Annotated in this window: 18 protein-coding genes, 2 tRNA genes and 1 pseudogene; 7 read left to right on the top strand and 14 right to left on the bottom strand. The window is 47.6% G+C overall.

Annotation, left to right across the window (positions count from 1 at the left end):
* The first annotated feature begins 12 nt into the window (after window positions 1-12).
* Window positions 13-516 carry an RrF2 family transcriptional regulator gene (locus IAQ59_RS17645; protein WP_280868009.1) on the top strand — a complete coding sequence of 168 codons (504 nt, stop codon included), beginning with the start codon at window positions 13-15 and terminating at the stop codon, window positions 514-516.
* A gap of 50 nt (window positions 517-566) precedes the next feature.
* A complete protein-coding gene (locus tag IAQ59_RS22535; protein ID WP_342450724.1) occupies window positions 567-713 on the top strand; it encodes a DUF542 domain-containing protein in 147 nt (48 codons plus the stop codon).
* A gap of 208 nt (window positions 714-921) precedes the next feature.
* Here the strand turns inward: IAQ59_RS22535 and IAQ59_RS17635 are convergent.
* Together IAQ59_RS17635 and IAQ59_RS17630 are read right to left on the bottom strand one after the other, a co-directional pair.
* Window positions 922-996, bottom strand: a tRNA-Val gene (locus tag IAQ59_RS17635).
* Between the two features lie 211 nt (window positions 997-1,207).
* Window positions 1,208-2,695 (bottom strand): Do family serine endopeptidase, encoded by a 1,488-nt coding sequence (locus IAQ59_RS17630; RefSeq protein WP_209332165.1) that lies wholly within the window; start codon window positions 2,693-2,695, stop codon window positions 1,208-1,210.
* A 348-nt stretch (window positions 2,696-3,043) separates the two neighbouring features.
* Between IAQ59_RS17630 and IAQ59_RS17625 the strand changes: the two genes are divergently transcribed.
* Complete coding sequence (locus IAQ59_RS17625; protein ID WP_209332164.1) at window positions 3,044-5,539, top strand: mechanosensitive ion channel family protein; 2,496 nt, start codon at window positions 3,044-3,046, stop codon at window positions 5,537-5,539.
* A 7-nt stretch (window positions 5,540-5,546) separates the two neighbouring features.
* Here the strand turns inward: IAQ59_RS17625 and IAQ59_RS17620 are convergent, their stop codons facing one another.
* The 4 genes from IAQ59_RS17620 to IAQ59_RS17605 form a co-directional block, all read right to left on the bottom strand.
* On the bottom strand, window positions 5,547-8,135 hold the full coding sequence (locus tag IAQ59_RS17620) for a sodium:solute symporter family protein (RefSeq protein ID WP_245189683.1): 2,589 nt from the start codon (window positions 8,133-8,135) through the stop codon (window positions 5,547-5,549).
* 178 nt (window positions 8,136-8,313) lie between these two features.
* Entirely contained in the window at window positions 8,314-9,174 is an 861-nt protein-coding gene (locus tag IAQ59_RS17615; RefSeq protein WP_209332163.1) for a fumarylacetoacetate hydrolase family protein, read from the bottom strand.
* A gap of 16 nt (window positions 9,175-9,190) precedes the next feature.
* On the bottom strand, window positions 9,191-9,949 hold the full coding sequence (locus IAQ59_RS17610; RefSeq protein WP_209332162.1) for an SDR family NAD(P)-dependent oxidoreductase: 759 nt from the start codon (window positions 9,947-9,949) through the stop codon (window positions 9,191-9,193).
* Window positions 9,950-10,023: 74 nt separating this feature from the next.
* Window positions 10,024-10,905 carry a PIG-L deacetylase family protein gene (locus tag IAQ59_RS17605; RefSeq protein WP_209332161.1) on the bottom strand — a complete coding sequence of 294 codons (882 nt, stop codon included), beginning with the start codon at window positions 10,903-10,905 and terminating at the stop codon, window positions 10,024-10,026.
* 168 nt (window positions 10,906-11,073) lie between these two features.
* On the opposite strand from IAQ59_RS17605, the gene IAQ59_RS17600 reads away from it, so the two are divergent.
* Window positions 11,074-12,165, top strand: coding sequence for an AI-2E family transporter (locus IAQ59_RS17600; RefSeq protein ID WP_209332160.1), 1,092 nt, complete (start codon window positions 11,074-11,076; stop codon window positions 12,163-12,165).
* 4 nt (window positions 12,166-12,169) lie between these two features.
* Here the strand turns inward: IAQ59_RS17600 and IAQ59_RS17595 are convergent.
* From IAQ59_RS17595 to IAQ59_RS17580, 4 genes are all read right to left on the bottom strand, one after another.
* Window positions 12,170-12,251 (bottom strand) — tRNA-Leu (locus tag IAQ59_RS17595).
* Between the two features lie 102 nt (window positions 12,252-12,353).
* Complete coding sequence (locus IAQ59_RS17590; RefSeq protein ID WP_342450723.1) at window positions 12,354-12,737, bottom strand: amidohydrolase family protein; 384 nt, start codon at window positions 12,735-12,737, stop codon at window positions 12,354-12,356.
* 89 nt (window positions 12,738-12,826) lie between these two features.
* Window positions 12,827-13,732: a patatin-like phospholipase family protein gene (locus tag IAQ59_RS17585; RefSeq protein ID WP_209332158.1), complete on the bottom strand. Its 906-nt coding sequence runs from the start codon at window positions 13,730-13,732 to the stop codon at window positions 12,827-12,829.
* Window positions 13,733-13,803: 71 nt separating this feature from the next.
* Window positions 13,804-14,673, bottom strand: a complete 870-nt coding sequence (locus IAQ59_RS17580; protein WP_342450722.1) for a metallophosphoesterase family protein — start codon at window positions 14,671-14,673, stop codon at window positions 13,804-13,806.
* 446 nt (window positions 14,674-15,119) lie between these two features.
* Here IAQ59_RS17580 and IAQ59_RS17575 point away from each other — a divergent pair, with 446 nt between their 5' ends.
* Window positions 15,120-15,764 (top strand): peroxiredoxin, encoded by a 645-nt coding sequence (locus tag IAQ59_RS17575; RefSeq protein ID WP_245189682.1) that lies wholly within the window; start codon window positions 15,120-15,122, stop codon window positions 15,762-15,764.
* A gap of 39 nt (window positions 15,765-15,803) precedes the next feature.
* Here IAQ59_RS17575 and IAQ59_RS17570 read toward each other — a convergent pair whose 3' ends face one another.
* The 3 genes from IAQ59_RS17570 to IAQ59_RS17560 form a co-directional block, all read right to left on the bottom strand.
* Complete coding sequence (locus IAQ59_RS17570) at window positions 15,804-16,778, bottom strand: 2-hydroxyacid dehydrogenase (protein WP_209332156.1); 975 nt, start codon at window positions 16,776-16,778, stop codon at window positions 15,804-15,806.
* Between the two features lie 215 nt (window positions 16,779-16,993).
* Complete coding sequence (locus tag IAQ59_RS17565; RefSeq protein WP_209332155.1) at window positions 16,994-18,061, bottom strand: M20/M25/M40 family metallo-hydrolase; 1,068 nt, start codon at window positions 18,059-18,061, stop codon at window positions 16,994-16,996.
* A 125-nt stretch (window positions 18,062-18,186) separates the two neighbouring features.
* Window positions 18,187-19,770 carry an acyl-CoA carboxylase subunit beta gene (locus IAQ59_RS17560; RefSeq protein WP_209332154.1) on the bottom strand — a complete coding sequence of 528 codons (1,584 nt, stop codon included), beginning with the start codon at window positions 19,768-19,770 and terminating at the stop codon, window positions 18,187-18,189.
* 320 nt (window positions 19,771-20,090) lie between these two features.
* On the opposite strand from IAQ59_RS17560, the gene IAQ59_RS17555 reads away from it, so the two are divergent.
* Window positions 20,091-21,056, top strand: coding sequence for a Ppx/GppA phosphatase family protein (locus IAQ59_RS17555; RefSeq protein WP_209332153.1), 966 nt, complete (start codon window positions 20,091-20,093; stop codon window positions 21,054-21,056).
* An 85-nt stretch (window positions 21,057-21,141) separates the two neighbouring features.
* Complete coding sequence (locus IAQ59_RS17550) at window positions 21,142-22,227, top strand: Ldh family oxidoreductase (RefSeq protein WP_209332152.1); 1,086 nt, start codon at window positions 21,142-21,144, stop codon at window positions 22,225-22,227.
* 794 nt (window positions 22,228-23,021) lie between these two features.
* Here the strand turns inward: IAQ59_RS17550 and IAQ59_RS17545 are convergent.
* Window positions 23,022-23,963, bottom strand: a pseudogene (locus IAQ59_RS17545) (Rpn family recombination-promoting nuclease/putative transposase).
* Window positions 23,964-24,083: the final 120 nt, after the last annotated feature.

Raw genomic sequence — 24,083 nt, 5'->3', positions numbered from 1 at the left:
ATTCGAAAATTTATGCAAATTTTACAGGATATTTTTATCCCTTATTATTTTTATGTTACAATTCACACATCAATCAGTCCAAAGATATTTTCCAAAACCCGTCAATACGAAATCAACTCCATGATTTTCCTGGCCACACTTCCGGAAGGTCAGGAGCGGTCCGGGCTGAAAGAGATTTCTTTTGCTATCAATTCTCCGGAGGCTTTTACAGCCAAAACCCTACGAGTTTTGGTTCGGGAAAGCCTTCTTTTATCCATCAAAGGCCCGCATGGAGGCTTTGAAATCAATGAAGAGGGAAGAAAGGCTCCACTTTATCGAATTGTACAGGTGATTGACGGTGATTCTATTTTTACTGGCTGTGCCCTGGGCTTAAAGGAATGTTCGGAAAAGCATCCCTGTGCAGTTCATCACAAGTTCAAAGCCCTTAGGGACCACCTCACCGGTATGATAATGATTACTACACTTCAGGATATGGCTCAAGGTATCAATCCTGGGGTTAGTTTTTTAAAAACCTAAAAAAAAATTACTTAAATAAAATATAATAATATCATTTAAAATATAGCAAAATTAGCAATTATCGAAGAAAAAAAGTAGGCAAAATTGTAGCGGAAAACTTCCGGACAGCCAAGGTTTTCACCGAATACGGGATTGATTTCTGTGGCAAAGGGGGAGTTTACCTCGCGAGGGGCGAACTCACCACTCAGTTCAAGTGATACCTGAATTTAGAAAAGTAATGAACAGAATTATTCCAGTGGTATTGGTTTGAGAACGATTAGTTACTTTGGGCACCACAGCCTCTATGGAAAATTGAGAGACCCTTAAAAAACGGATGCTAACTCTTAGCTAAACCACTCATGGAGCCATCTCCAAAACAAAAATCCCTGACTCTCATGTTACTGATAGTAAGGGACTTGGTACCTGTGGGAGTTGAGGGATTCGAACCCCCGACCCTCTGCTTGTAAGGCAGATGCTCTGAACCAGCTGAGCTAAACTCCCATTTAGTAGGGGCACAAAAATCAACTTGTTTCCCCGAATCGGTTTGCAAATGTAGCCCCAATATTGATTATGTCAAACATTCCACTCATTTTTTTTACTATCCTTATTCCAAGCTACTGACTATCATCTAAAAATATTATACCAAGTTCAAATTAAAAGAGCTGCCAATGATTGGCAGCTCTTTTTGATGAGGTGATTTCACCGGTAACCGTTACAGCTGAACGTCGTAATAAGAGCGCTGCCCGTTGGGGTATACTCCCAAAATACTTACCTCTTCGCCCTTATATTGCTTAAGCGCCTCAACCACGTCCTTCGCATTATTGATGCGAGTCCGTCCGATTTTGGTGATGATAAAGCCCTCCCGAAGTCCAGCCTCTTTCCAGGCCTCGTTGTCCACGATGGATATGGAAGCCCCGCCTTCGATTTCAAGCCTGTTTTTGATGCTTCCTGGCACATCTTCGAATACTACCCCTTCAAACTCCTCGCGTTTTGGAATTTCCTTCACGACCACTTTGGTGTCTCCAGAAATATTTCTCAGCGTCGCAGTGGTGTTCATTTCCTTTCCATCCCGAAGGAATTTTATGTCTACTTTGTCGCCGGGACGTTTTCGGGCCACTCGCTCCTGTAACGCTGACGTGGTGTACGTATCCGCACCGTCAATGCCGATAATCACGTCTCCCTTTTTCAATCCGGCCTCTTCGCCACCACTTCCCTCATTCACACCGGCCACATAAACTCCACGGGTAGCTTGAATTTTGATGCCCTCACGCTCTTCCAGTTCAGGACTTACATCCTGAATAGAAACCCCTATCAAACCACGCTGCACGGTTCCGTACTCCATCAGGTCTTCGGTAACCTTCTTCACAATGGCACTGGGCACAGCAAAGGAGTAGCCGCTAAATCCTCCGGTCCGGGAGGCAATGGCTGTGTTGATACCAATAATTTCTCCAGATAGGTTTACTAACGGACCGCCGGAATTACCTGGATTGACCGCTGCATCGGTTTGAATAAATGACTCAATTTGCAGGTTATTTTCGTCCCGCAGAATCCGGATATTTCGTGCCTTTGCACTGATAATACCCGCTGTTACGGTGGAATTCAGCTCGTAGGGATTGCCTACTGCTAATACCCACTCTCCGATCATCGCATTATCAGAATCTCCAAATGGGATATGGGGCAATCCTTTTTCCTCTATTTTCAGCAGTGCCAGATCGGTGGTGGGATCCGTGCCGACTACTTTTGCAACATATCGCCTGTTGTCCTCCAGGGTAATATCCACCTTGGTGGCATTTTCGATCACGTGATTATTGGTCACGATATATCCGTCGGATGAAACGATGACCCCGGAACCGGAACTACGCCCCTCTCTAGGAGCTTGTTCTCCTCTTGGGGAAGGTGATCTGAACCCAAAGAACTCCTCCAGCGGATCTACTCCTCCGGAACGCCCACTCACGGTCACACTACTCCTAACGTGCACCACCGCAGGGGTTACCACTTGGGCTGCGGCCACAAAGTTGATTCCATCAGGAATGACAAAGCGCTCATCGTTGAGCCAATTGACAAGACTGGCACTTTGCTGTTCTGTGTAGGTAGATGAATTTCCATTCTTGTCCTGTAGCACACTCACCCCAAACAGGGCGACTAATCCACCGATGAGAGACGCCAAAACGATTCCCAAGAAAAACTGCTTTTTGCTCATTTTATTCCTTTCTTTCTGTTAATTGATACACTTTCCACGATATTATCCGTATTGGGTTGCCCCAAAAGAATGCCAAATGAACTCCGATAGAAAATTTTAACAGGATTTAACGCAACCCACTAAAATTTTACCAAGCGCCCCTTTGAGGTAACCCTACACCGCAATTAGTTAAACAACAATCGGGATGCCATGTTTGGCGATATTCCAATTATAAATCTGAAGGAGTCATTTAGCTACTGACGCATTTTTATAAATTTAACAATTAAATCGTATAAATTTGGCTCTGAGGAAATAAAAACCAACTACCCCCGGATTCTGTATCGCTTTACCCATTTCACCGCTGACACTATGCAGGCTGCATGTATACAAAGAATAATCCCTGTCTTCCTTGTAATTGCTTTACTATCACTAACCCACGCCACTTGGGCACAACGGGACAGTGCGACAGCTCTATCAGCACCGGAAAACGAAGACCCCACTGCCAGTTTGTCAGATTCCATCCCCCAAAAACCACTTACCCTCAACGAACTTATACGGAAAAACGAGGACTATTTTCACTCCCTACAGACGGCCATCATTCGCCTACAGCGCAGTCCGGAGGTTGAAACCATTCATCGCGACATCTCCATTATAGAAGGAGTTGTGGAGCGGATCATGCAAAATTTTTACTCGGGAGAAATCGAATTCAACCTCCAATACCTCAGCGAATTGGACAACTTGCTTTCTGGCTACAATCTCTTGATAAGCCGCTTCCGTAGCGAGGTAGAAGGTCGGGCGGAGACACTGTCCCTAATCGGTGAGAATATTAAGGTAGTGAAAGACACCTACCAATCCGCCACCTCAATGGTGGATTCCAGTTCCCTCCCTGCCTTGAATGAACAATGGGAAGCCCTCTTAAAGCGACTAAACCGGGCCGATACGCTGTATACCGCTCAAAATATCGATAATCTAGACCTTCAGGCCAAACTATCGGCCATTAGCGTCGGAATTAGTGATGCCAAAGACGAGATCAGAGAGCAGCAAAGGACCATTCGAAATGCCTTTTCCAAACAAGATTCTCCGTTCATCTGGCATTTACGTTCGCTTAATGAACTTCCTGCTCTCGTCCCAGTGGTCGAAGAATCAATACTTCTTAACCGCATCATCATACGAACCTATTTGAAGAGAAACCTTAACACCTTTATTTGGGTGACGATTCTAGGCCTCGGGATATATATTTGGTTCTTTTACTTGGTAAACAGCATTCGAAAAGAAAAGGAATTTTCCAAATTGATCCTTGACAGAAACAAATACCTCACGAAATCTCCACTCCTCTGTGCCCTGTTAAGCATGTTTACCCTTGGGCCCTATGTATTGCCCTACCCGCCAAATAGTTTTATTCTCCTAGTGCTTTTGGCCACAACGGTCTTTACCTCCCTGCTCATACAAAAGGTCTTGATCCGCGAAGTTTTCCGTATGTGGATTTTCTTGGTTATCAGTCTAATCATCTTTGGTGTCAGTAACCTAATCGTGGAGGAAGCAAATCAAGAGCGCTGGTACCTGGTTACCTTTTCAATAATTGGACTTTATGCAGGATGGCGCAGCCTATCGCTGATACAGCGCAATCCAGATCAATACCCGGCTTATCTGAAGTACCTCTTATACCTTTATCTTGCCCTCCAGGTCGCTTCGGTCATATTGCATGTCCTAGGTAGGTTCAGCTTGGCCAAAATGCTTGGGGTTAGCGCCACGATGAGTGTTACCCAAGGAATCAGCCTGTATCTTTTTGTGACCATCATCATGGAAGCACTCTATCTGCAAATAGAGCTTCTTCAAGACAACACCAAAGGATACACCAATTACTTGGACTACAAAGTAATCTATAAGCGATTGAGCAACTTCTTCATTTTACTGGCTTCAGCCATGTGGGCATATTTTTTGGCGTTGAACCTATCCATTGATGATTTCATCATTGAATCCATCAAGCAGTTCTTTATCGAAAGCCGAGCGATCGGGAACACTTCCTTTACCTTCAGCAGTATTTTTATCTTTGTCGTAGTCATTTGGGTTTCCACCGTTTTGGCAAAGAACATCGCCTACTTTATTTCGATTCGCGACAGCGAAAAAGCAGATGGACGGGACAAAAGGCTGGGATCTTCTGTGCTGCTTATCCGCCTGGCTGTGTTGATCGTGGGCTTTTTGCTCGCTTTGGCGTTTTCGGGAATCTCCTTGGACAACTTAACCATCATATTGGGAGGCCTCAGTGTCGGCATTGCTTTTGGACTTCAAACAATCGTGAACAACCTCGCCTCCGGTATTATACTTGCTTTTGAACGCCCGATACAGATTGGAGATGCCATTGAGGTGGGTGGAAGATCCGGGGTAGTGAAAGAAGTGGGCATACGCTCAAGTACCATTCAAGCGTATGATGGTTCAGAGGTCATCATCCCTAATGGCGACCTACTCTCTCAGCACCTGATTAACTGGACATTATCGGATAGAAAACGACGGATTGAGGTAATAGTGGGGGTTGCCTATGGTTCTGACCTTAAACTGGTACAAAAAGTACTGGAGGAAGTCCTGCAAAAAAACGAGGTCATGCTATTCCCCGCTCCAAAAGTCCTCATTCACAACTTTGCAGATAGTGCAGTTGAATTTCGCATACTGTTTTGGGTCACCAACTTCGACACCTGGATAGATGTCCGAAATCAAGTTTTGTCAGACACCTATGACGCCTTTAATGAAGCGGGGATTGAAATCCCATTTCCCCAGCGTGACCTGCACCTAAAATCGAGCGAACTGAACTTACCGCAGAACCCAAAGACCAATTCGACTCATCAAACAGCAGATAAGGAAACAGACTAGATCGGCGTTAGTTCCGTTGGATCAAATCCCCATACGTATTTCCTTTGGCCTTAGACACTCGGTCAGGAAATATCAAACTAGTCAAATAGCCCGTCACCACACAAGAAACTACGCCAACTGCGCCGAAAAGATACCCGTTCGTATCTGTCAATTGGCTTACCACAAACGTGATCAAGGTACCGGCCAGGATCCCTAACAGGGCACCCTTGGCACTGGCTCGCCGGGTGAAAATCCCCAATATAAACACCCCTGCCAATGTACCTCCAATCATGCCCAGCAGCTTTTGAAAGAGGTCAAACACAAAACCGATATTGGATACAGCTATCCAAACCGCACTCATAGTGCCGAAAAAACCAATCCATACAGTAAGCCACTTCGCTAACTTCAAATTCTTGCTATCGCCCCAGCCGGGCCGGAAGATGCGGTGAATATCCGAAATATAGGCTGTTGAAATACTGTTCATAGAACTGTCCAAAGAAGACATACTCGCAGCAAATATCCCTGCAATAACCAATCCTGCAACCCCGGCCGGAAGTTCAGTCACAATGTAATATGGCAACAACTCCTCCGGACGAGAGCTACCTACCTTGTGCGGATTGGTCAGGTAAAACACATACAATACGGTTCCAAGCCCCAAAAACATCAAAATTCCCGGAAGCGTCATGATCCCATTGGTCCATAGGCTCTTCGCTGCCTCCTTCTCAGTGGATACGGTCAGGTAGCGTTGTATCACTACCTGATCGGAAGTATAGGAGATAATATTCAAAAAAAAGAAACCGACAATCGCCACCCAAAATACCAGCTCCCGGTAGTCCCATCCCCACTCCATGACGCGGAATTTGCCTTGTGCCATCCCGATATCCCACACCTGTCCAAGCCCCCCATCGATCTGGGCCACCGCAGTCAGCAGTGCCGTCACCGCCCCGCCTAGGAGTACGATCACTTGAATGACGTCTGTCCAAATCACTGCCTCCATGCCTCCCAAAACGGTATATAGCGTGCTGAATACGCCCATGATGCCAATACAAAGCAATATGTCCATGCCCGTAACCGAGGAAATGGCGATAGCAGGGAGGTAAAGTACCACACCCATTCGCGCCAACTGCATCAGGATAAAGGTGACACTCCCCAAACTACGCACATGCCGATCAAATCGTCGCTCTAAGTATTGATATGCTGTCAAAATATTCACTCGTCGAAAAAACGGCAGGTAAAAGCGAATGACAATGGGCACAATCGACACGATCATTACGGCCCCCATAATCAAACGCCAGTCTGTGGCATACACCACTACCGGAATTGCCATAAACGTGATGGCACTGAGTTGGGTGCCATAAATACTCAATCCTGCCGCCCACCAAGGTATTTTTCTTCCAGCCAGAAAATAGTTTTCGGTAGTTTTCTCCTGTCTGGCAAAATACACCCCTATCCCCAACATCAACACCAGGTAAATGCCAACGCTTGACCAATTTAGCCATCCAAAATCCGACTGTTGGGTCAATGCGTAGACCTCACGCGAGCGCACTCCGGGCGTCTTCTCCCCGCTGGGCACCACCCAATGTTTCTGCCAGTAAGCAGTCGGAGCGGTGACCCTAGCGCTACCCGCGGGGATTTCTCCCATCTCTACCCACGTATCGCTCATTAGGTGGTATGCCAGCAACTGGTCCCGGAATCCGGGATGTGAGGAAGGATCTGGATGGTCAGCCAACGCTGCATCCACCCCCCCTGGGATCAGCAGGTGAGAAGCACCGACTCCAAATGCCGGCGAAGGGGCAGCTGCAATCCCTCTGGGCAAGTCCGAGAGCCGCTCCCAAGTTCCCCCTACTAGTTCTGAACCAAGTGAAAACCTATAGGCATCCAGCAAAAGATGCCTATCCCAGCCTCCGTCCTCCTTTTCGGTAAGGTGAAACCCACTAAAAACGTAAAAGGCACCGCCCATGACTCCAGCAACCGCCTGCATCCGGGCCTTGCCCGGTATAGCCGTGCCTTCTACCCATTGCTGCTTTTCACGGGGGAGGTTCAGATCTAACAACCATAACTGAGACTCTGCCAGACCTTGCGGACTTTTCTGCCCTCCGATCAAGACTACCACTCCGTCTACCACAGCTCCGGCCATATTCGCCAAGGGATGCGGCAAATCTGGGTAGTCCGAATCCACTACAACCTGACCTTTCTCAAACCGCAATCCGAACACCGAGGCACTGTGGCCTGATGAGTGGCTCCCGCCGATGATCAATACGGTATTGTTGAAGGTAATCGAAACCCCATAGCCGAGAGGCCTTGGCAGCACGACATCTGAGGTTCCCCATGCCGCCTCTGGGGACTCCAAGAAAAAAATCCGATCGTACCAAATCTTTTCGCCACCCTCCCAAGGCCTCTTTTCGGGAAAATTCGCCCCTCCCGCCACCAAAAGCACCTCATTGCTAACACCTGCATACATCCCCGCAAATCCCTCTGCGTCGGGAATCGCGGGCAAGGTTTGCCATTGCAGTTCCTGAGCATAGCCTTCCGCCACTTGCAGGCAAAGCATGAAAAGCAGCACCAAAAGCTTTCGGCAACTGATTCTGCGTAACAAACACACCTTTCGTTCAATCATGGCTCGTGAATTCGGTAGAGAGGCATAACGGCAATGCGATAGAGGTAAAAAAAGCTCGAATCAACACAAACCGAACCATCTATCGAGTGGGGTGGGCTGGTGTTGGAAAACAAACTTCCCGATGACTAGCCGTTTGTGTGGGCTGGTCACCGGGAAGTATACTTTGTAGAGACAAAACTCACCCTTTATACGCAATGACGCTTTGCTTGGAAACGCCAAGTCCTTCTACACCAAGCTCCACTACGTCTCCTGCCTTGAGGTACACGGGAGGATTAAAACCCATCCCTACACCGGATGGTGTGCCGGTGCTGATGACATCCCCCGGAAGGAGTGTCATGTATTGACTGATATAGCTTACCAGGGTAGGAACATCAAACACCAAGTCAGAAGTACTGCTGTCCTGTACAGTCTTACCATTGAGTTTTAGCCAAAGGCGCAGGTTGTTGGGATCCGCTACTTCTTCCTTAGTCACCAGCCAGGGTCCCAAGGGCGCAAAGGTGTCGGCACTTTTTCCTTTGACCCATTGCCCGCCGTGGCGCAACTGAAAATCCCGCTCACTAACGTCATTATGGACCGCGTAGCCCGCAATATAGTCGTAAGCATCTTCCTTGCTCACGTAGGAAGCTTTTTTACCGATTACCACGGCGAGCTCTACTTCCCAGTCCGTTGCTTCGGAATTTTTTGGTATCACTATCTCATCAAATGGGCCGGACAGGGAGGAAGTAGCCTTCATAAACAACACCGGTTGCTTGGGAACTTCCATACCGCTTTCTTTGGCATGCAAGGAATAATTGAGCCCCACGCAAATAATCTTGGAAGGGCGGGCAATCGGTGACCCTAGCCTTACCCCGGACGGAATCTCGGGGCAATCCTGTTGATGGGCTTCCAGCCATTCGGCAAGCTTTTGAAATCCTGCCTCATCACCGAGAAACTCCTCGTTCCAGTCGATACCAAATGCACTCACATCCAGCTGCCTGCCGTCTTCTAAAACGACTCCCGGTCTTTCTGCACCGGCATTTCCAAATCGTATTAATTTCATGTGTTTATAATTGTTTTTACATTTTCAAATGGGAAAAACCGCCATCCACCAGGTAATCTGCCCCGGTAAGGAAGGAAGCCTCATCGGATGCGAGGTAAAAGGCCATGTTAGCGACTTCTACAGGGCTACCCATCCGGCCGATCGGCTGGGTAGCGGCCAATTGATCAAATACCTCTTGCTCTCTACCGGGGTAATTCTTGGCCAGGTACCCGTCCACAAAGGGCGTATGAACCCTAGCTGGGGAAATGGCATTCACCCGAATATTAAATTGCACATAGTCTCTGGCCATAGAAAGTGTCATGGTGCGCACAGCCCCTTTGGTCATGGAGTAGGCAAATCGATCCGCTATCCCAACCGTGGCTGCCACAGACGCCATATTGATAATGACACCCCCCCCTTGCTCCTTCATCCGGCCAATGACCGCTAGAGAGCAATTGTAGACACCTTTAATATTTACGCTGTACAACCGGTCCAACTCACTTTCCACCGTCTGCTCCAAATTTCCGACATGCGATACACCCGCATTGTTTATCAGGACGTGCAAATCCCCCTCTATACCATCTACCACCCCCTTTACCTGTTCTTGGGAGGACACATCCGTTACCAAAAATCTGGCCTCATACCCTTCTTCCTGAAGGGCAGCGACCACCTTTTCGCCGTTTTCCTTATTGAAATCCAGCACGTAAACCCTATCCCCTGCTTGCGCAAATCGACGGGATATGGCGAGACCTATTCCGCTGGCACCTCCTGTGACCAGCACATTTCGTTTGTTCATGAATGTAAAAGATTGCTTCTATGGTTAACTTGTTATACACTAAATTATGCTACGGGAATTCTGCCGGCCCAACGCTACCTTCCAAGCATGGGGAATAACCGTTTGATGTCCTGCTCGGAGGGTCTGCTTCCGTATTCACAAACTTCAAAAGCCTCCACATAAGTAGCCTGAGAGGCTCTGGACTTCCCGTACCATTTCTCCAGCGCCGGGATCAAAGCAGCGCTTACGCTTCCCCATCGTTTTTCACGCAGCCAAGCCTTACGCTCGGCACTGCCAGTAGGAACCTCATCAGCATAGCCACCAATCCAGGGGAGCCATTCGTAAAATTGGGAAACATGGGCATCCATGGCATTGATTTTTTTATCTATCACCGAAGATATGTCCACCGCGATATCGGGGGTAAAGGGGTTTGGTTTTTGAAAATTATCCTGAAAATAAAGAAAAACGGGATTTTTCCTCAATGGAGGCACATCGGGCGCCACATTGGGCACGCCTACCATGTAGGCCGCATCCTGAACCAATATGGCCGTGTAGCGGTGGTCAGGGTGGTAATCGTTGGGTCGGTGGGAAATCACCACGTCCGCCTCCCACTCACGAATCAACCGGATGATATCCAATCGAACCGGTAGCGTAGCCAAAAGCTCCCCATCGTGGTTGTCCAACACCTCGTAGGACACACCCAATCTCCGCGCCACCTCTTCGGTTTCGGCCTTTCTGCGCTTGGCGAGCATACCACCGCCCATCTCCATATGACCAGCATCACCGTTTGTTACCGATACAAATTTTACCTGATGCCCCATTTCTATAAACAAGGCAGCCGTCCCCCCACCTTTGATTTCACAATCATCGGGATGGGCACCTATCATGATGATTTTCAAAGGGGCTTGCTGGGCTTCCAGCACCTGAAATGAAACACAGGCCAGTACGAGCGAAAGTATAAGCTTAATTCGTATCATTATTCATTGGGTCATTCAAAAATCGAAAGTGAATATAGTAATTTAGGGCAACGATACCAATGTGATCTCATTTATTGGCCAAAAAGTCGGGCAATTCGATAAAAAAAAGCCTATTTCCCGTTCTTTAAGCAGATTTCCATAAATTTAGCCTGCCACAAAATATACCACATGAACGCAGAAACCGGACTTTTAGAAAAACTCGCACACGGATCGATCATTCTTACCCTTGGCACGTTGATCCTTTGGTATGGGGACTTCATTTTTGTCCCGCTCACCTGGGGAATCTTTTTTGCTTTTGCCCTTTACCCCGTTTCAGACTGGATGGAAAACAAGCGGATTCCTCGAGGCTTGGCGATCGTTCTTACGTTGGTCCTTTTCACATTGTGCTTCCTAGGCATTTTGAGCTTGGTAGGCAATCAAATGGTATCCTTGCTGGCAGACATTCCCGAAATCGGGGCCCTATTCCAAGCCAAACTCGCCGATTATCTCAAAGATGTCTCCGAACTCACCGGCCTTGACTTAAGCAATTGGACCGAAACCGACCTGCTCAGCTTATTTTTAAATCCTGACAACCTAAACCAAACAATCTTCAACACCGGCAAATCCCTAACCCTAATAGGTATTATCCCACTTTACATTTTTCTCTTGATTTACTATAAAGACTTTTTTACGGCGTTTCTGATGCAGGCTTCCAGTAGAAGCAATGAAAAAATCATCGCCTGGGCAGAGGATTCCGGCAAGGTCATCCATCAGTACTTGGTGGGGATGGCAAAGGTCACCCTGATCGTATCGGTGATGGCAGGAATTTATTTTTACCTTGTCGGCATCAAGTTCTTCCTGCTGTTTGCAATGTTCATTGCTGTGATGAACCTTATACCATATATTGGAGTAATCATCAGTTCCGCACTCGTTATCTTATACGTCTTTCTGACTACAGATACCCTTTTTTATCCCCTACTCACGCTTCTGGTACTTTGGGGCATCCAACTAATGGAAAATAACCTGATAACCCCGGTGGTGGTAGGTGGCAAAGTAAAGGTTAACGTCCTTGCCGTGGTATTGGCCATTTTGCTCGGCGGTGCAATATGGGGGGTATCAGGTATGATCCTATCCATTCCACTAATAGGCATCTTGAAGATTACGCTAGATCGGATCCCGGGACTAGAGCCCTACGGCTATTTATTGGGGGATGAATTTCCGGTAAACGAAAAGAAGGAAAATTTCTGGAAATTATTAAAGCGTCGCTTTGAAAAAAAGTAAAAAGTGCGCACGAAAGGATTCGAACCTTCACACCCGAAGGCGCTGCCGCCTGAAGACAGTGCGTCTACCAATTTCGCCACGTGCGCATTTACCTCACAAAAGTGGGTAATAAAACGATTATGCGCAAATAAATCTCTTTAAAAACAAGCGGTTATTTACCCCACACATTTATCTAGCTCAAAATGAGCTCAATCCACCCAAACGCCGTTGAGCATGACTTTTTCGACTTTTTCCAGGTTTTTCACATGTTCCAATGGGTTGCTAGAAAGAAGCACCAAATCGGCCTTTTTCCCTGGCTCAATACTGCCGATTTCTTCCTGAGCTCCCAAAAACCGGGCGTTGCCCCAAGTGGCTGCTCGGATCAAATCAGCCAGCGACATGCCGCACGCATGCAAAAGCTCCATCTCCCGCTGATAGGCAGATCCATAGGCTGCATAGGGAACATACGAATGAGAACCAACGGTTAGATCTACACCCTTCCCATATGCCAATGCGGTAAACTCCATCATCCGTTCAAACCCGGTTCGTCTAACCGCCTCTTCGGACTCCTCGCCCACTTCAAAAACGGCCACCAAACAAGCAGCTAATTATCAGAAGTAAGCGGATTTTGACGAGCAACGGTATACGAAGGTCCATAGATTTCTTTTAGTACGGATTCTTATCAGCCCACCTCCAGACACTTGCACACGGGATTATGGGCTGCGGCAAAATCGTAGCCATCCTGCCACCATTGCTTCATTTGCTTTGGGTCAAAAATCAGGGAGTTTTCAGTCAGCACCGTTGGCGGATAATAAAAATTAAGATCTACCTTTCTTCTCCCACCTTCAAGCTTCCCAATCTTGATGTCATCAGCCGAAATCTGATCCAGCATAAAGTCAAAGGTTCGGGTCATCAGTTCCAACGCATTTTTCACATTGTCCTTTTTGCCCCGGGGCTGATTGGATTTAAGTACAATGACATCGATCTCCTTGGCGCCCCGATAGATGGCCTCAGAGATGGGTACAATATCCGCAAACCCTCCGTCGGCATATTGACACCCGTTTTTCTCTAATAGACTCATAAATGGAACCAAGTTTGAAGACGCCCAAATCCACTCACAGAAATCTTCGTAGCTGTGCTCCTTTAGGGACTTATACTCGACCCGGTTGGTCGTGAGATTAGAAACTGTCACGTACACGTTAGCTTCATTTGCCTGCATGCGGGCGAAATCCTCCTGCGTAATTATTTTTTTGATCAACTTCAAAAGAGCCAAGCTTTCCCCGAAGGTCTTCCTGCCCTTGATAAACATACGTACGGTGTTTATGTGGTTGATCTTAATACGAGGCTCTCCATTTTCATGAACAATGTAAAACGGCGAAATATCAAAAATCTGGCCTTGCGTCACGGAGGTATAGATGGCTTTGATCTTTTCAATCTCTCCGATCGACAGCAGAGGTACTAGCAAGCTACCGGTAGAGGTACCTAGGAATAGCCGGTAATCATACCGGCACGCTCGAATGAGGAATTCCGCCACGCCTCCTGCGAATGCGCCCTTGCTTCCCCCTCCTGATATCACTAATGCCCTCATTTTTTCTATCAAATGGTTTATCAACTAAACATAGTAATTAACGACTTGGTATACAATGGTCACGTCAAGAATTAATCAACTCGGAGTACCCTGTCAGAAATAGCCGGACGGATAGCCTCCCGATCCGTCTCCGGGAAACCCAAATCCCAAGGAGAGGGGCCTTCGTATTCGGATCGCTTGCCATGGATGATGATTTCTCCGTCTGAGGAAATTTCCACCACGGCAAACAGAGGATCGCGATAGGGAGCCGTGTATTTTATCCAACGGAACTCCTCGTCCACCTCCTTAGAATATCGGACGTGCTCGTACTCCTCGCCCATCCAAAAGTAAGCCGCGCTGTTGACGTGAATATACCAAATGCCATTGACTTGCCGGGCATCGTCGTAGTGAAGGTGTCCGTTAAAACAGGCAATGACCGGGCTTTCGGGAAAAGCCGCATTGTGGTCCTCCAGTATCTCACGGATCTCCGCTCCATTATACATGGATCCGAGTGGCCCAATAGCCTGATGGGAAAAAATTACCACCGGCCCCCGCATTTGGCTTAAGGTTTCCCGTAGCCATACTTGCTGCTCCTCCCCAATGTAATTACGGTAACCCTTTTCATCGGGCGTTCGCTTATCGTTTCCATCCAAAACCAAAAACTGGAAGCCGTTCTTTTCAAAATGATAATAAGATCGATCCAACTTGCGGTGTTCCAATACCTGCTCTAAACCATAGCCTCCGTCCATTTCATGGTTTCCAATGACGGAATACTTCTCTCCAGGGTAGCTAGCCCAGATTTCATACAGGGATTGGTACTGCGGAGCCGGCGTGACCAAATCTCCGAGTTCAATCAAAAAATCCGGCTGGGCAATCTCCATGCTGTCCACAAACGCGCGGATTCGGGCTTCCGAGTCGTGCATGGTAGGTAAATGTACATCCGAGATTAATCCGAAACGCACTCGTTGCACCTCCTTTTTTTGGTCACAGGAAAAAACGGACAAAGCCCATATCACTAAAACTAAAAATTGCCTACCTGGGAAAACTGCGAATGGTGTCATACTTTTCTTTACTATTAATAGGATGATATCGGTAATATTTCTAGGAACGAAGACCTGATTTCTGTATCCATGACTTTTGTAGGAGATGCAGGCAACTGATCTAAACACCACTAAATCCCGGATGAGACAGGCTATTCATTACTGATTTACGTCAGAAGTGTGGTAATATACCCAAGTTTTTCCAAAATTTTTCGATGCCTGCCCCGTCAAACTGATAGAACACCTCAATAGGGCATAGGGGATTTCAATCTTAAGTACGGGCCCCTGCGTGACTTTGATCACCTTTAAGGCCCTTATTGATCCCTAATTTTGGATATACATAAAAAACAATAAAAACGGCAAAAATCATGGAAGATCAAACATATAACATGCCCCGTATTGGAGATATGGCTCCTGACTTTGAATCAATGACTACCACCGGAAAAATCCGTTTTTCTGAGTACATCAAAGACAGCTGGACCATCCTGTTTTCCCATCCTGCGGACTTCACTCCGGTTTGTACCACCGAGATGAGTGGATTTGCGCTTGAAAAAGACTTCTTTGCCGGTCGACAGACCAAACTGATCGGTTTGAGCATTGACTCCATCCATGCCCATATTGCTTGGGTAAATAATGTGAAGAAAAACACAGGCGTACTGTTCGAATTCCCCATCATTGCGGATATCGACATGAGCGTCTCTAAAAAATACGGCATGCTGCAACCCGGTGAAAGCGAAACGGCGGCTGTTAGAGCCGTTTTCTTCATAGACCCCAAAGGAAAAATCCGCCTAATCATGTACTATCCGCTAAACGTGGGAAGAAACATGGACGAAATCAAACGAGCGCTTGTAGCCCTGCAAACGGCAGATGAACACAAGGTCTCTATGCCGTTGGATTGGAGAGAGGGAGACCAAGTGATCGTATCTCCTCCAAAAACGGTAGCCGAAATGTTGGATCGGGAAGCGAGTGACTACGAAATGGTAGATTTCTACCTTGCAAAACGATCCCTTTAACCACAGTAGCCTGAAGCCCTAAAGCTTCAGGCATTTTTTTTAACTGTATACTTCGGGGTTTACCGGGTAAGGGAGGCGTTCACCTTTCAGTCCAGCAAGTATGTTTTCCGCAGCACACCGGGACATCTTGTTGCGGGTTTCCACCGTAGAGGATCCAATATGCGGAAACACCACGGCATTATCCATCTGCAGTAGGGGACTATCCGGCGACATGGGTTCCGGATCAGTCACATCCAATCCTGCTCCGTAAATCAACCTCTCCCGCAAGGCTCGAATAAGATCGTCTTCTCGGTGCACACCGCCACGGGCTGTGTTGATAAATATGGCACTGGGTTTCATGCGTTTAAACTGCTCATAGCCAAACAAGCCCCTCGTTTCCTCGGTCAAGGCGGTATGAACCGATACACAGTCGCTCTGCTCCAGTAGTTCCTCAAAGGGCAGCCAGGTGGCGCCAAACTCCTTTTCTGCCTCCTCGTTTCGCGTTCTATTGTGATAGACAATCTTCATGCCCCAAGATTGCGTACACATACGGGCCAGCTCGGCTCCAATCCGACCCAAACCTACAATCCCGAGGGTTTTACCTGCCAGATCAAACCCCAGATCCTGTGTGGGTTGGCTAACACCCCATTCACCCTTTTTAATTTTTCGGTGCAAATAGAGTGCTCGACGAGCCACCGTTAGCATCAAAAGAAGCGCTGTTTCGGCCGTCGCCTTGTTTAGCACGTTTGGGGTATTTCCAATGGGAATACCCAACTGTGTGGCGGCAGCAATATCCACTCCGTCAAAACCTACGGAATGCAGGGCTACCACTTTTAGGTGGCTACACTCCCTAAAAAAACCTTCATCCAGTCCCGCTTGTCCAGCACTCAAAAAAGCATCGTGGTCTTTGCAAAAAGCAATGGCCTGCTCCCTCGTAAGCACGGAGGGCTCGCGCCACATGGTCACCTCCACTCCCGCTTGCTTAAGTAGTCCAAGACCATGGTCGGGAATGATTTTATTGATAAATACTTTCATCTGTTTATAATTTGTCTTTAAGCGGTCAGATGGAATCTCGCACGTATTACAATCGTTCCTCCGTGTGTCGCTTGCGTCGTGCTCGATTTCATGTGTCTATAATTGTTTTTTAAAGGTCACATGGAATCTCGCATGTAGCATAGTCATCACAGTGTGTAACGGCCACGTCATGCTCGATTTCATATACTGTTCCTTTTCAGATTGGTGAGCGATCGTCACTTGACATATCGGAAATCAAACGATGGATCAAAATCCTCCAAAAACCCCGCCATCAGCCGTATGACATCGTTGATATCCGATTTGCTTGCCGTCTCCACGGTAGTATGCATGTACTTTAATGGCAACGATATCAGTGCAGAAGGCACCCCACCGTTAGAGTAAGCAAAGGCGTCGGTATCCGTGCCGGTACTTCTAGACGAAGCCGATCGCTGATAGGGAATCTCTCGCTTATGGGCAGCCGCCAGCACCAAATCCAACAGTTTGCGATGCACGGCCGGTCCCACGGTCAACACCGGACCCTTCCCTGCCGTATAATCCCCGCTCACCACCTTATTGTACATAGGCGCTGTGGTGTCGTGGCAGACGTCCGTAATCAGGGCTGCATTTGGCTTGATACTAGCAGCAATCATCTCCGCACCCCGAAGCCCAATTTCCTCCTGTACTGCGTTGACCACGTACACCCCAAAAGGAAGCTTTCGCTTCTGCTCTTTTAGGTATCGGGCTACTTCGGCAATCATGTATCCACCGATGCGGTTATCCAATGCCCTCCCCGTGTAAAATTTACCATTTAAATCGGTCAATTCATCTTTAAACGTGACCACACAGCCCACATAAACACCCATTTCAAGCACCTCTTCCTTCGACCGAGCACCCACGTCTATGAAGATATTCTCGGTCTTGGGGGCTTCTTCCTTTGCCTTATCCCGCACATGAATCGCAGGCCAACCAAATACCCCTTGGATCACGCGTTCGTCGGTATGGATATTTACCCGCATAGAGGGTGCTATCATGTGGTCCGAGCCTCCGTTTCGAACCACATAAATATAGCCTTCGGGAGTAATGTAATTCACAAACCAGCTGATCTCATCAGCATGGGCCTCGATGACTACCTTGTAATCCGCCTGTGGATTGATAACCCCTACGGCTGTGCCGTAGGCATCGGTAAAGTAATCATCCACCAACGGTTTTACATAGTCCAGCCAAATCTGCTGTCCCGAAGCTTCGAAGCCGGTAGGCGACGCGTTATTGAGGTAACGGTATAGGAATTCTTCGTTTTTTGTCATTGTATTTTGGTTAGTACACTACACTTCAAATTAGCCATTTTTAGCCGGTAAATACCCTGCCCAGGATCCAACTATCACCCGTTCTCCTTCGAGCGATTTTTCCTGAGACCCTCCTTGTCAACCCGTTATAAAGGAATATTACCGTGCTTCTTTTTGGGCAAGTTATCCACTTTGTTTTCCAACATGGAAAAAGCCCGGATTAACCGGTGCCTAGTATCCCGCGGCAGAATCACCTCGTCGATAAAGCCTCGCTCCGCCGCTGTATATGGATTGGCAAATTTACGGGTAAATTCATCGATTTTTTCCGAAAGCTTTGCCTCCGGGTCTTCCGCCTCCGCAATCTGCTTTTTGAAGATGATTTCGGACGCTCCCTTTGCTCCCATCACAGCAATCTCTGCCGAGGGCCAGGCAAAATTCAGGTCCGCTCCGATGTGCTTTGAATTCATCACATCATAAGCACCTCCATAGGCCTTGCGGGTGATGACTGTCACCCTGGGTACGGTAGCTTCAGAAAACGCATACAATAGCTTGGCACCATTGGAAATGATGCCTTTCCATTCTTGGTCGGTCCCCGGCAAAAAACCCGGCACATCCACCAACACCAACAAAGGAATATTAAAGCAGTCACAGAACCGCACAAACCGGGCGGCCTTGAGCGAAGATTTGATATCGAGTACTCCCGCTAGAACGGCCGGTTGATTGCCTACTATGCCTATGCTTCTTCCTGCCACGCGTGCAAAGCCCACAACGATATTCTCCGCAAAATCCCGATGCACTTCCAAAAAACTACCTTCATCGACGATACCTTCTACCACCTCCCGCATATCGTAAGGCTGATTGGGGTTTTCGGGAATGATCTCGTCCAATACCTCCCTGATCTCTGACTGACCGGCAGTGTAGGGCACACGGGGTGCATCCTCCTCGCAGTTTTGCGGCATGTAGGACAGAAGTTGTTTGATGGAGGAGATGCAGGCTACCTCATTGGCGCAGGCAAAGTGGGTCACACCACTTTTGGCACTGTGGGCCGAAGCACCTCCCAGTTCCTCGGAGCTTACCTGCTCCTGTGTTACGGTTTTGACCACATTGGGTCCGGTCACAAACATGTAAGAAGTATGCTCCACCATCAGGATAAAATCCGTGATCGCCGGTGAATACACGGCGCCCCCGGCGCAAGGACCCATAATGGCCGAGATCTGTGGGATCACCCCCGAAGCCAGGGTATTTCGGTAAAAAATGTCCGCATAGCCCCCTAGGGAACTGACCCCCTCTTGGATCCGCGCACCGCCTGAATCGTTAAGCCCGATCACGGGTGCACCGTTTTTCATGGCGAGGTCCATGATTTTACAAATTTTTTCAGCATGGGTCTCAGACAGCGATCCGCCAAACACGGTGAAGTCCTGCGAAAAAACATACACCAGCCGTCCGGCCACCCGGCCAAAACCCGTAACCACCCCATCGCCTGGGTATTTTTCGCGTTCAATCCCAAAATCTCGGCCCCGGTGTACGACGAGCCTATCCAATTCCTGAAACGATCCCTCGTCCAACAGCAGCGACAGGCGCTCCCTCGCGGTCAGCTTTCCCTTCGCATGCTGTACGGAAATGCGGCCTTTACCACCTCCCTGCATCGCTTCCTCATTTTTGGATCTGAGTAAATCCAGCTGTTGCTGTTTCAAGCCTGGGCCGTTCGTTGTGGATTGATCTGTTTTCATAAATGTGGTTTGGCATTTCCTGCTTACCAAATATAGGTACCACCTGTGAGGGAGAAAAATAGGCTGCGAATAAAAGACGTCAAAACCACTCATTTTTACCCACAAAAGCGAAGCGCTTACCCAAAACTCGAAAAAACAGGCTACCGGATTGTGAAAATGCCTTTGGTATAGTGCTTTTCCTGCCAAAAGTAAGAACAATCAAATAGGTAGCGCCGTTTGTAAAAATAAACGTCATTTTTATGAATATATAATCATTTCATAACCTACGGATTTGAATAAACTTTCTATATTCGCACCATCAAAAAATGACCGGCAACATAATGGATAAGGCGGCAGTCATCGACATGGGGACAAATACCTTTCACCTGCTTCTTGTAGCGTTGGAAGAGAACGGGTTCCGTACGCTATACAAAGAAAAGATCCCGGTAAAACTAGGGGAAGGAGGCATATCCAAAGAACTGATCCTTCCCGAAGCAAAAAAGCGAGCCTTCCACACACTCACCCACTTTTCCAATTTGATTAAAGGTGAAAAAATAGACCAAGTATACGCCTTTGCCACCAGTGCCGTAAGAAATGCCCGAAACGGCTACGAATTTGTTAACGAAATCAAAGACCGGATGGGCATAGATGTGAACATCATCGATGGAAACCGAGAAGCAGAACTGATCTACAAAGGCATTCGCTTAAGCGGAAGCCTAAACGGAGACACCTCCCTCATGATGGATATCGGCGGTGGATCAGTGGAGTTCATCATCGGAAACGATCGCCGCATCTTCTGGAAACAAAGTTTCGAAATCGGAGGGCAGCGCATGCTGGATCTATTCCATTACCACGACCCCATCCTGCCGACAGAAATTTGCCGGCTAAACGACTACCTGAAAAGCAAGCTGGAGTCCCTCTGCCAAGCCATCTCCCATTTCCAACCAACCCGATTAGTTGGCGCCTCTGGAACTTTCGACACGCTCACGGACATGTACCGGGCGAGGGTACAGGAAGCCAAGCTCCGCTACCAAAGCACCTATTCCATTCCAGCAGCAAGTTTTCAACAAATCGCCGGGCAACTGATCCATCTGAACAGGACAGAACGGCTACAGATCAAGGGCATGATTCCCATGCGGGTAGATATGATCGTCGTTGCTTCCTGCCTGATTCAGTTCATCTTAGAACAGGTGGACACCGATTTGCTGCACTGTTCCACCTACTCACTGAAAGAGGGCGCCATTGCGGAGATACTCCATAACCAAAGCGGCAACAAACCGTTGCAGTTTGCACGGCAAGCTATTTAAACCAACCCCTTTTCCGTTTATTTTTTTGATTGTCGCGAATTTTGCGAATTTTGCACCCTCCATACGTATTACAAACCACGCACTCATGAGTACCTATCCTTTGTCTCACCTGGAACGGTTTACCAAAGAAATCCTGCTTCGTATCGGATGTCCTGAAAAAGATGCCGCCACAGCAACGGAAATACTGCTGTCCGCTGACCTAAGGGGCGTCGACTCACACGGTGTAGCCAGACTATCTGGATACGTGCGGCTTTGGGAAAAAAAGCGCATAAATGCCCAACCAAACATTCGCATCGTACACGAAACACCTAGCACCGCAGTAGTAGACGGCGACGGAGGCCTAGGACTGGTGGTGGCACCCTACGCTATGCGGGTAGCGATTGAAAAAGCCAAAATCGCGGGCACCGGATGGGTATCCGTCAAAAACTCCAACCATTACGGTATCGCAGGCATCCACGCCATGCAGGCCTTAAACCACGATATGATAGGCATTTCCCTGACCAATGCCAGCCCATTGGTCAGCCCTACGTTTTCCAAAGAGCGACTTTTAGGAACCAACCCGATATCGGTAGCCATTCCTGCCTCTACCCAGCCTCCTTTTGTACTGGATATGGCTACTACTACCGCCGCCAATGGCAAATTGGAAATCCTACAGCGTAAGCAGCAAGAAGCGCCCTACGGATGGATTCAAGACAAAGACGGCCACCCTACCAACAGCCCGAACGGGGTGAAGGATGGGGGGGCGCTACTGCCGCTGGGAGGAGACCGGGAACATGGCTCCCACAAAGGGTATGGGCTAGGTGCCGTGGTGGATATTTTCTCTGCAGTGCTGTCGGGGGCGAATTATGGGCCCTGGGTACCCCCATTTGTGGCATTTTTGGAGCCCCACCCCCATCCCGTTGGTGAAGGCTTGGGGCACTTCTTCGGGGCCATGCGCATAGACGCTTTTCGACCCGCGGATGAATTCAAATCTGACATGGATAACTGGATCGGGAGATTTCGGGAGGCGAAAACGGTGGATGGACAGGAAAAAGTGATCATTCCGGGAGACCCAGAAAGGGAATTGGAAGCCATACGCAGAAATGACGGGATACCACTTCTTCCCCCTGTAGTCGAAGACCTCAAGGCCTTAGGTAAGAGGTTGGAGGTAGATTGGGATAAAACCAACTAACCAAAATGCACTCACCGGAAGAAGGGCCGTGTATCCAAACGGGTAGCGGATAAGCACTGCTTAAATTCAGGAAACTGCTCCTGTGATTATTAAAGCGGGATAAGGTAGTTTTAAAATCCCTCGTTTGGCTGCCTTTCTTTTCCTCTACCACTCAACAGGAATGATTCACAACGATGAATTCCTACTAGCTAAACACCTTGATATTTTCCAATATTTTTTTGGCTTCGTCCCAAAATGGCAAAGTGTCCGCATCAATCGTAATTGTCTCTCGACCGGGTGTAGATTGCATCTACATCCCTAATATACCATAACATACGTAACCCTAGGCATTTATAATGCCGGATCTTATCGGGAAGCTATAATGAATTTCGATCCAAAAAAGAGTCAGTTTTAGCCTTTGCAAATGGATTTCGGACGGCTCTTTTCTACTTACTACAGGAGTGATAGCAGTGGTCAATAGTGCCACCCCTGCGGGGTTTGCCAAAGCTTGGATTCTTGATGGCTATAATCCTTTCATCCCTTCGGGATTGAGATTAATATTGGATGGCATGATTATTCGGTGTTACCAAAATCTCCTAATAAGGGCACCGATTAAAATACTTCCAATCCACCAATCCTGAAGGGATGGCATTTTTATAGAAAACAGGAAATACGAAGATAAAAAACCCCGTAGGGGTGACATATATGCCAGCGGATGAATTTGAGGAGCTTAGAATTGAATATGAATGCCCAATTGGGTGGGTTGAAACTGCATCTGCACCATGCAACAAAAATTGGTAAACGAAGGCGTGTTCTTATTCTACCCTTCCCTTTTCAGTGAGGATTCTTACGACTTCCTCCTCTGGCAATTTGACGATTTTGGCAATTTTGGGTACGTCAAATCCCTCATCAAAAAGGCTGACGATAACCTCGGTTTTCTCCTCAAGCTTGCCCTTCTGAATTCCTATCTGTTCTCCTTCCGATTTGCCTTTTTCAATAAGCATGGTGTAGGTTGTCATGATTTTTTCTTTTAGAGGTTCGGGAATTGATCGTATTGTTTCGCCTAACTGGGCCTCGGTAATTTCGGAAACATTCAATGCATATACAACAATCATCTCCAAAAAGTTCCTGTTTGAGCCCTCTATCGGTAACAGCCGGAAGATGCGCTCGAAGTCTTCTTTGAGTTTGATCGGATTAATGCGCCACTGCTGGGCAAGAATCGCCGCTTTCATCATGTTATTGCGCATACTCAATAGCTGATCTTCGCTGATCGCCCTCAGGTCAATAAAAATGTGGTTGAGAATAGGCAGATACTCCTTTACTTCATTCGGGTAGTTTTTGAAGAGGTCTGGAAGGCTTCCGACGCTCCAGTTTTTCTTGCCCTGATAATAGATAACGGGAATAATGGGTTTTGGCTCTCTGGTTTCGGAGATACATTTTGTCCAATGCGCAAACATATAGTACCCGATCTGAAAAAGCACATTTCTGTCCGGTGACGATTTGTGTTCGAAGAGCAGGGCTACATCCATTTTGACCGAATGATCGGATTTGAGGGACACTTCAAATACCAGATCCGAAAAATGCTCCTTTAACGTTTCATTGATATAGGTTTCCTTTTACACGGTTAGCGTGTCAAGATTCAGATGGCCTATTATTGATTTCGGTAGGAAACGCTCAAAGAATGCCACAGCCCTTTCCGAATCGGCGAATGACTCCCTAACAAAGAGGTCGTGAAGGTTGTGGAATCGCTTTGCCATCCTACAAGATAATAAAAAGTACGCTTTTGTAATATATCTCATGTACTATTGATGGCAATAAAAGGGAATTTTAGGGGATGATTGCCCTATTGAAGGATCCAATTTTACCCCAGTGGGGAC

This window comes from Lunatimonas salinarum (genome assembly GCF_017811155.1).
In the GTDB taxonomy this organism is placed as follows: domain Bacteria; phylum Bacteroidota; class Bacteroidia; order Cytophagales; family Cyclobacteriaceae; genus Lunatimonas; species Lunatimonas salinarum.
Note: the sequence above shows the minus strand (reverse complement) of the source record. Positions and strands in the feature narration are given on the sequence as shown.

Bases quoted from the DNA above. Each gene is read 5' to 3' on its own strand.
- IAQ59_RS17645 (WP_280868009.1), top strand. From the start codon at position 13: ATGCAAATTTTACAGGATATTTTTATCCCTTATTATTTTTATGTTACA.
- IAQ59_RS17630 (WP_209332165.1), bottom strand. From the start codon at position 2,695: ATGAGCAAAAAGCAGTTTTTCTTGGGAATCGTTTTGGCGTCTCTCATC.
- IAQ59_RS17625 (WP_209332164.1), top strand. From the start codon at position 3,044: ATGCAGGCTGCATGTATACAAAGAATAATCCCTGTCTTCCTTGTAATT.
- IAQ59_RS17620 (WP_245189683.1), bottom strand. From the start codon at position 8,135: ATGATTGAACGAAAGGTGTGTTTGTTACGCAGAATCAGTTGCCGAAAG.
- IAQ59_RS17615 (WP_209332163.1), bottom strand. From the start codon at position 9,174: ATGAAATTAATACGATTTGGAAATGCCGGTGCAGAAAGACCGGGAGTC.
- IAQ59_RS17610 (WP_209332162.1), bottom strand. From the start codon at position 9,949: ATGAACAAACGAAATGTGCTGGTCACAGGAGGTGCCAGCGGAATAGGT.
- IAQ59_RS17605 (WP_209332161.1), bottom strand. From the start codon at position 10,905: ATGATACGAATTAAGCTTATACTTTCGCTCGTACTGGCCTGTGTTTCA.
- IAQ59_RS17600 (WP_209332160.1), top strand. From the start codon at position 11,074: ATGAACGCAGAAACCGGACTTTTAGAAAAACTCGCACACGGATCGATC.
- IAQ59_RS17585 (WP_209332158.1), bottom strand. From the start codon at position 13,732: ATGAGGGCATTAGTGATATCAGGAGGGGGAAGCAAGGGCGCATTCGCA.
- IAQ59_RS17575 (WP_245189682.1), top strand. From the start codon at position 15,120: ATGGAAGATCAAACATATAACATGCCCCGTATTGGAGATATGGCTCCT.
- IAQ59_RS17570 (WP_209332156.1), bottom strand. From the start codon at position 16,778: ATGAAAGTATTTATCAATAAAATCATTCCCGACCATGGTCTTGGACTA.
- IAQ59_RS17565 (WP_209332155.1), bottom strand. From the start codon at position 18,061: ATGACAAAAAACGAAGAATTCCTATACCGTTACCTCAATAACGCGTCG.
- IAQ59_RS17560 (WP_209332154.1), bottom strand. From the start codon at position 19,770: ATGAAAACAGATCAATCCACAACGAACGGCCCAGGCTTGAAACAGCAA.
- IAQ59_RS17555 (WP_209332153.1), top strand. From the start codon at position 20,091: ATGGATAAGGCGGCAGTCATCGACATGGGGACAAATACCTTTCACCTG.
- IAQ59_RS17550 (WP_209332152.1), top strand. From the start codon at position 21,142: ATGAGTACCTATCCTTTGTCTCACCTGGAACGGTTTACCAAAGAAATC.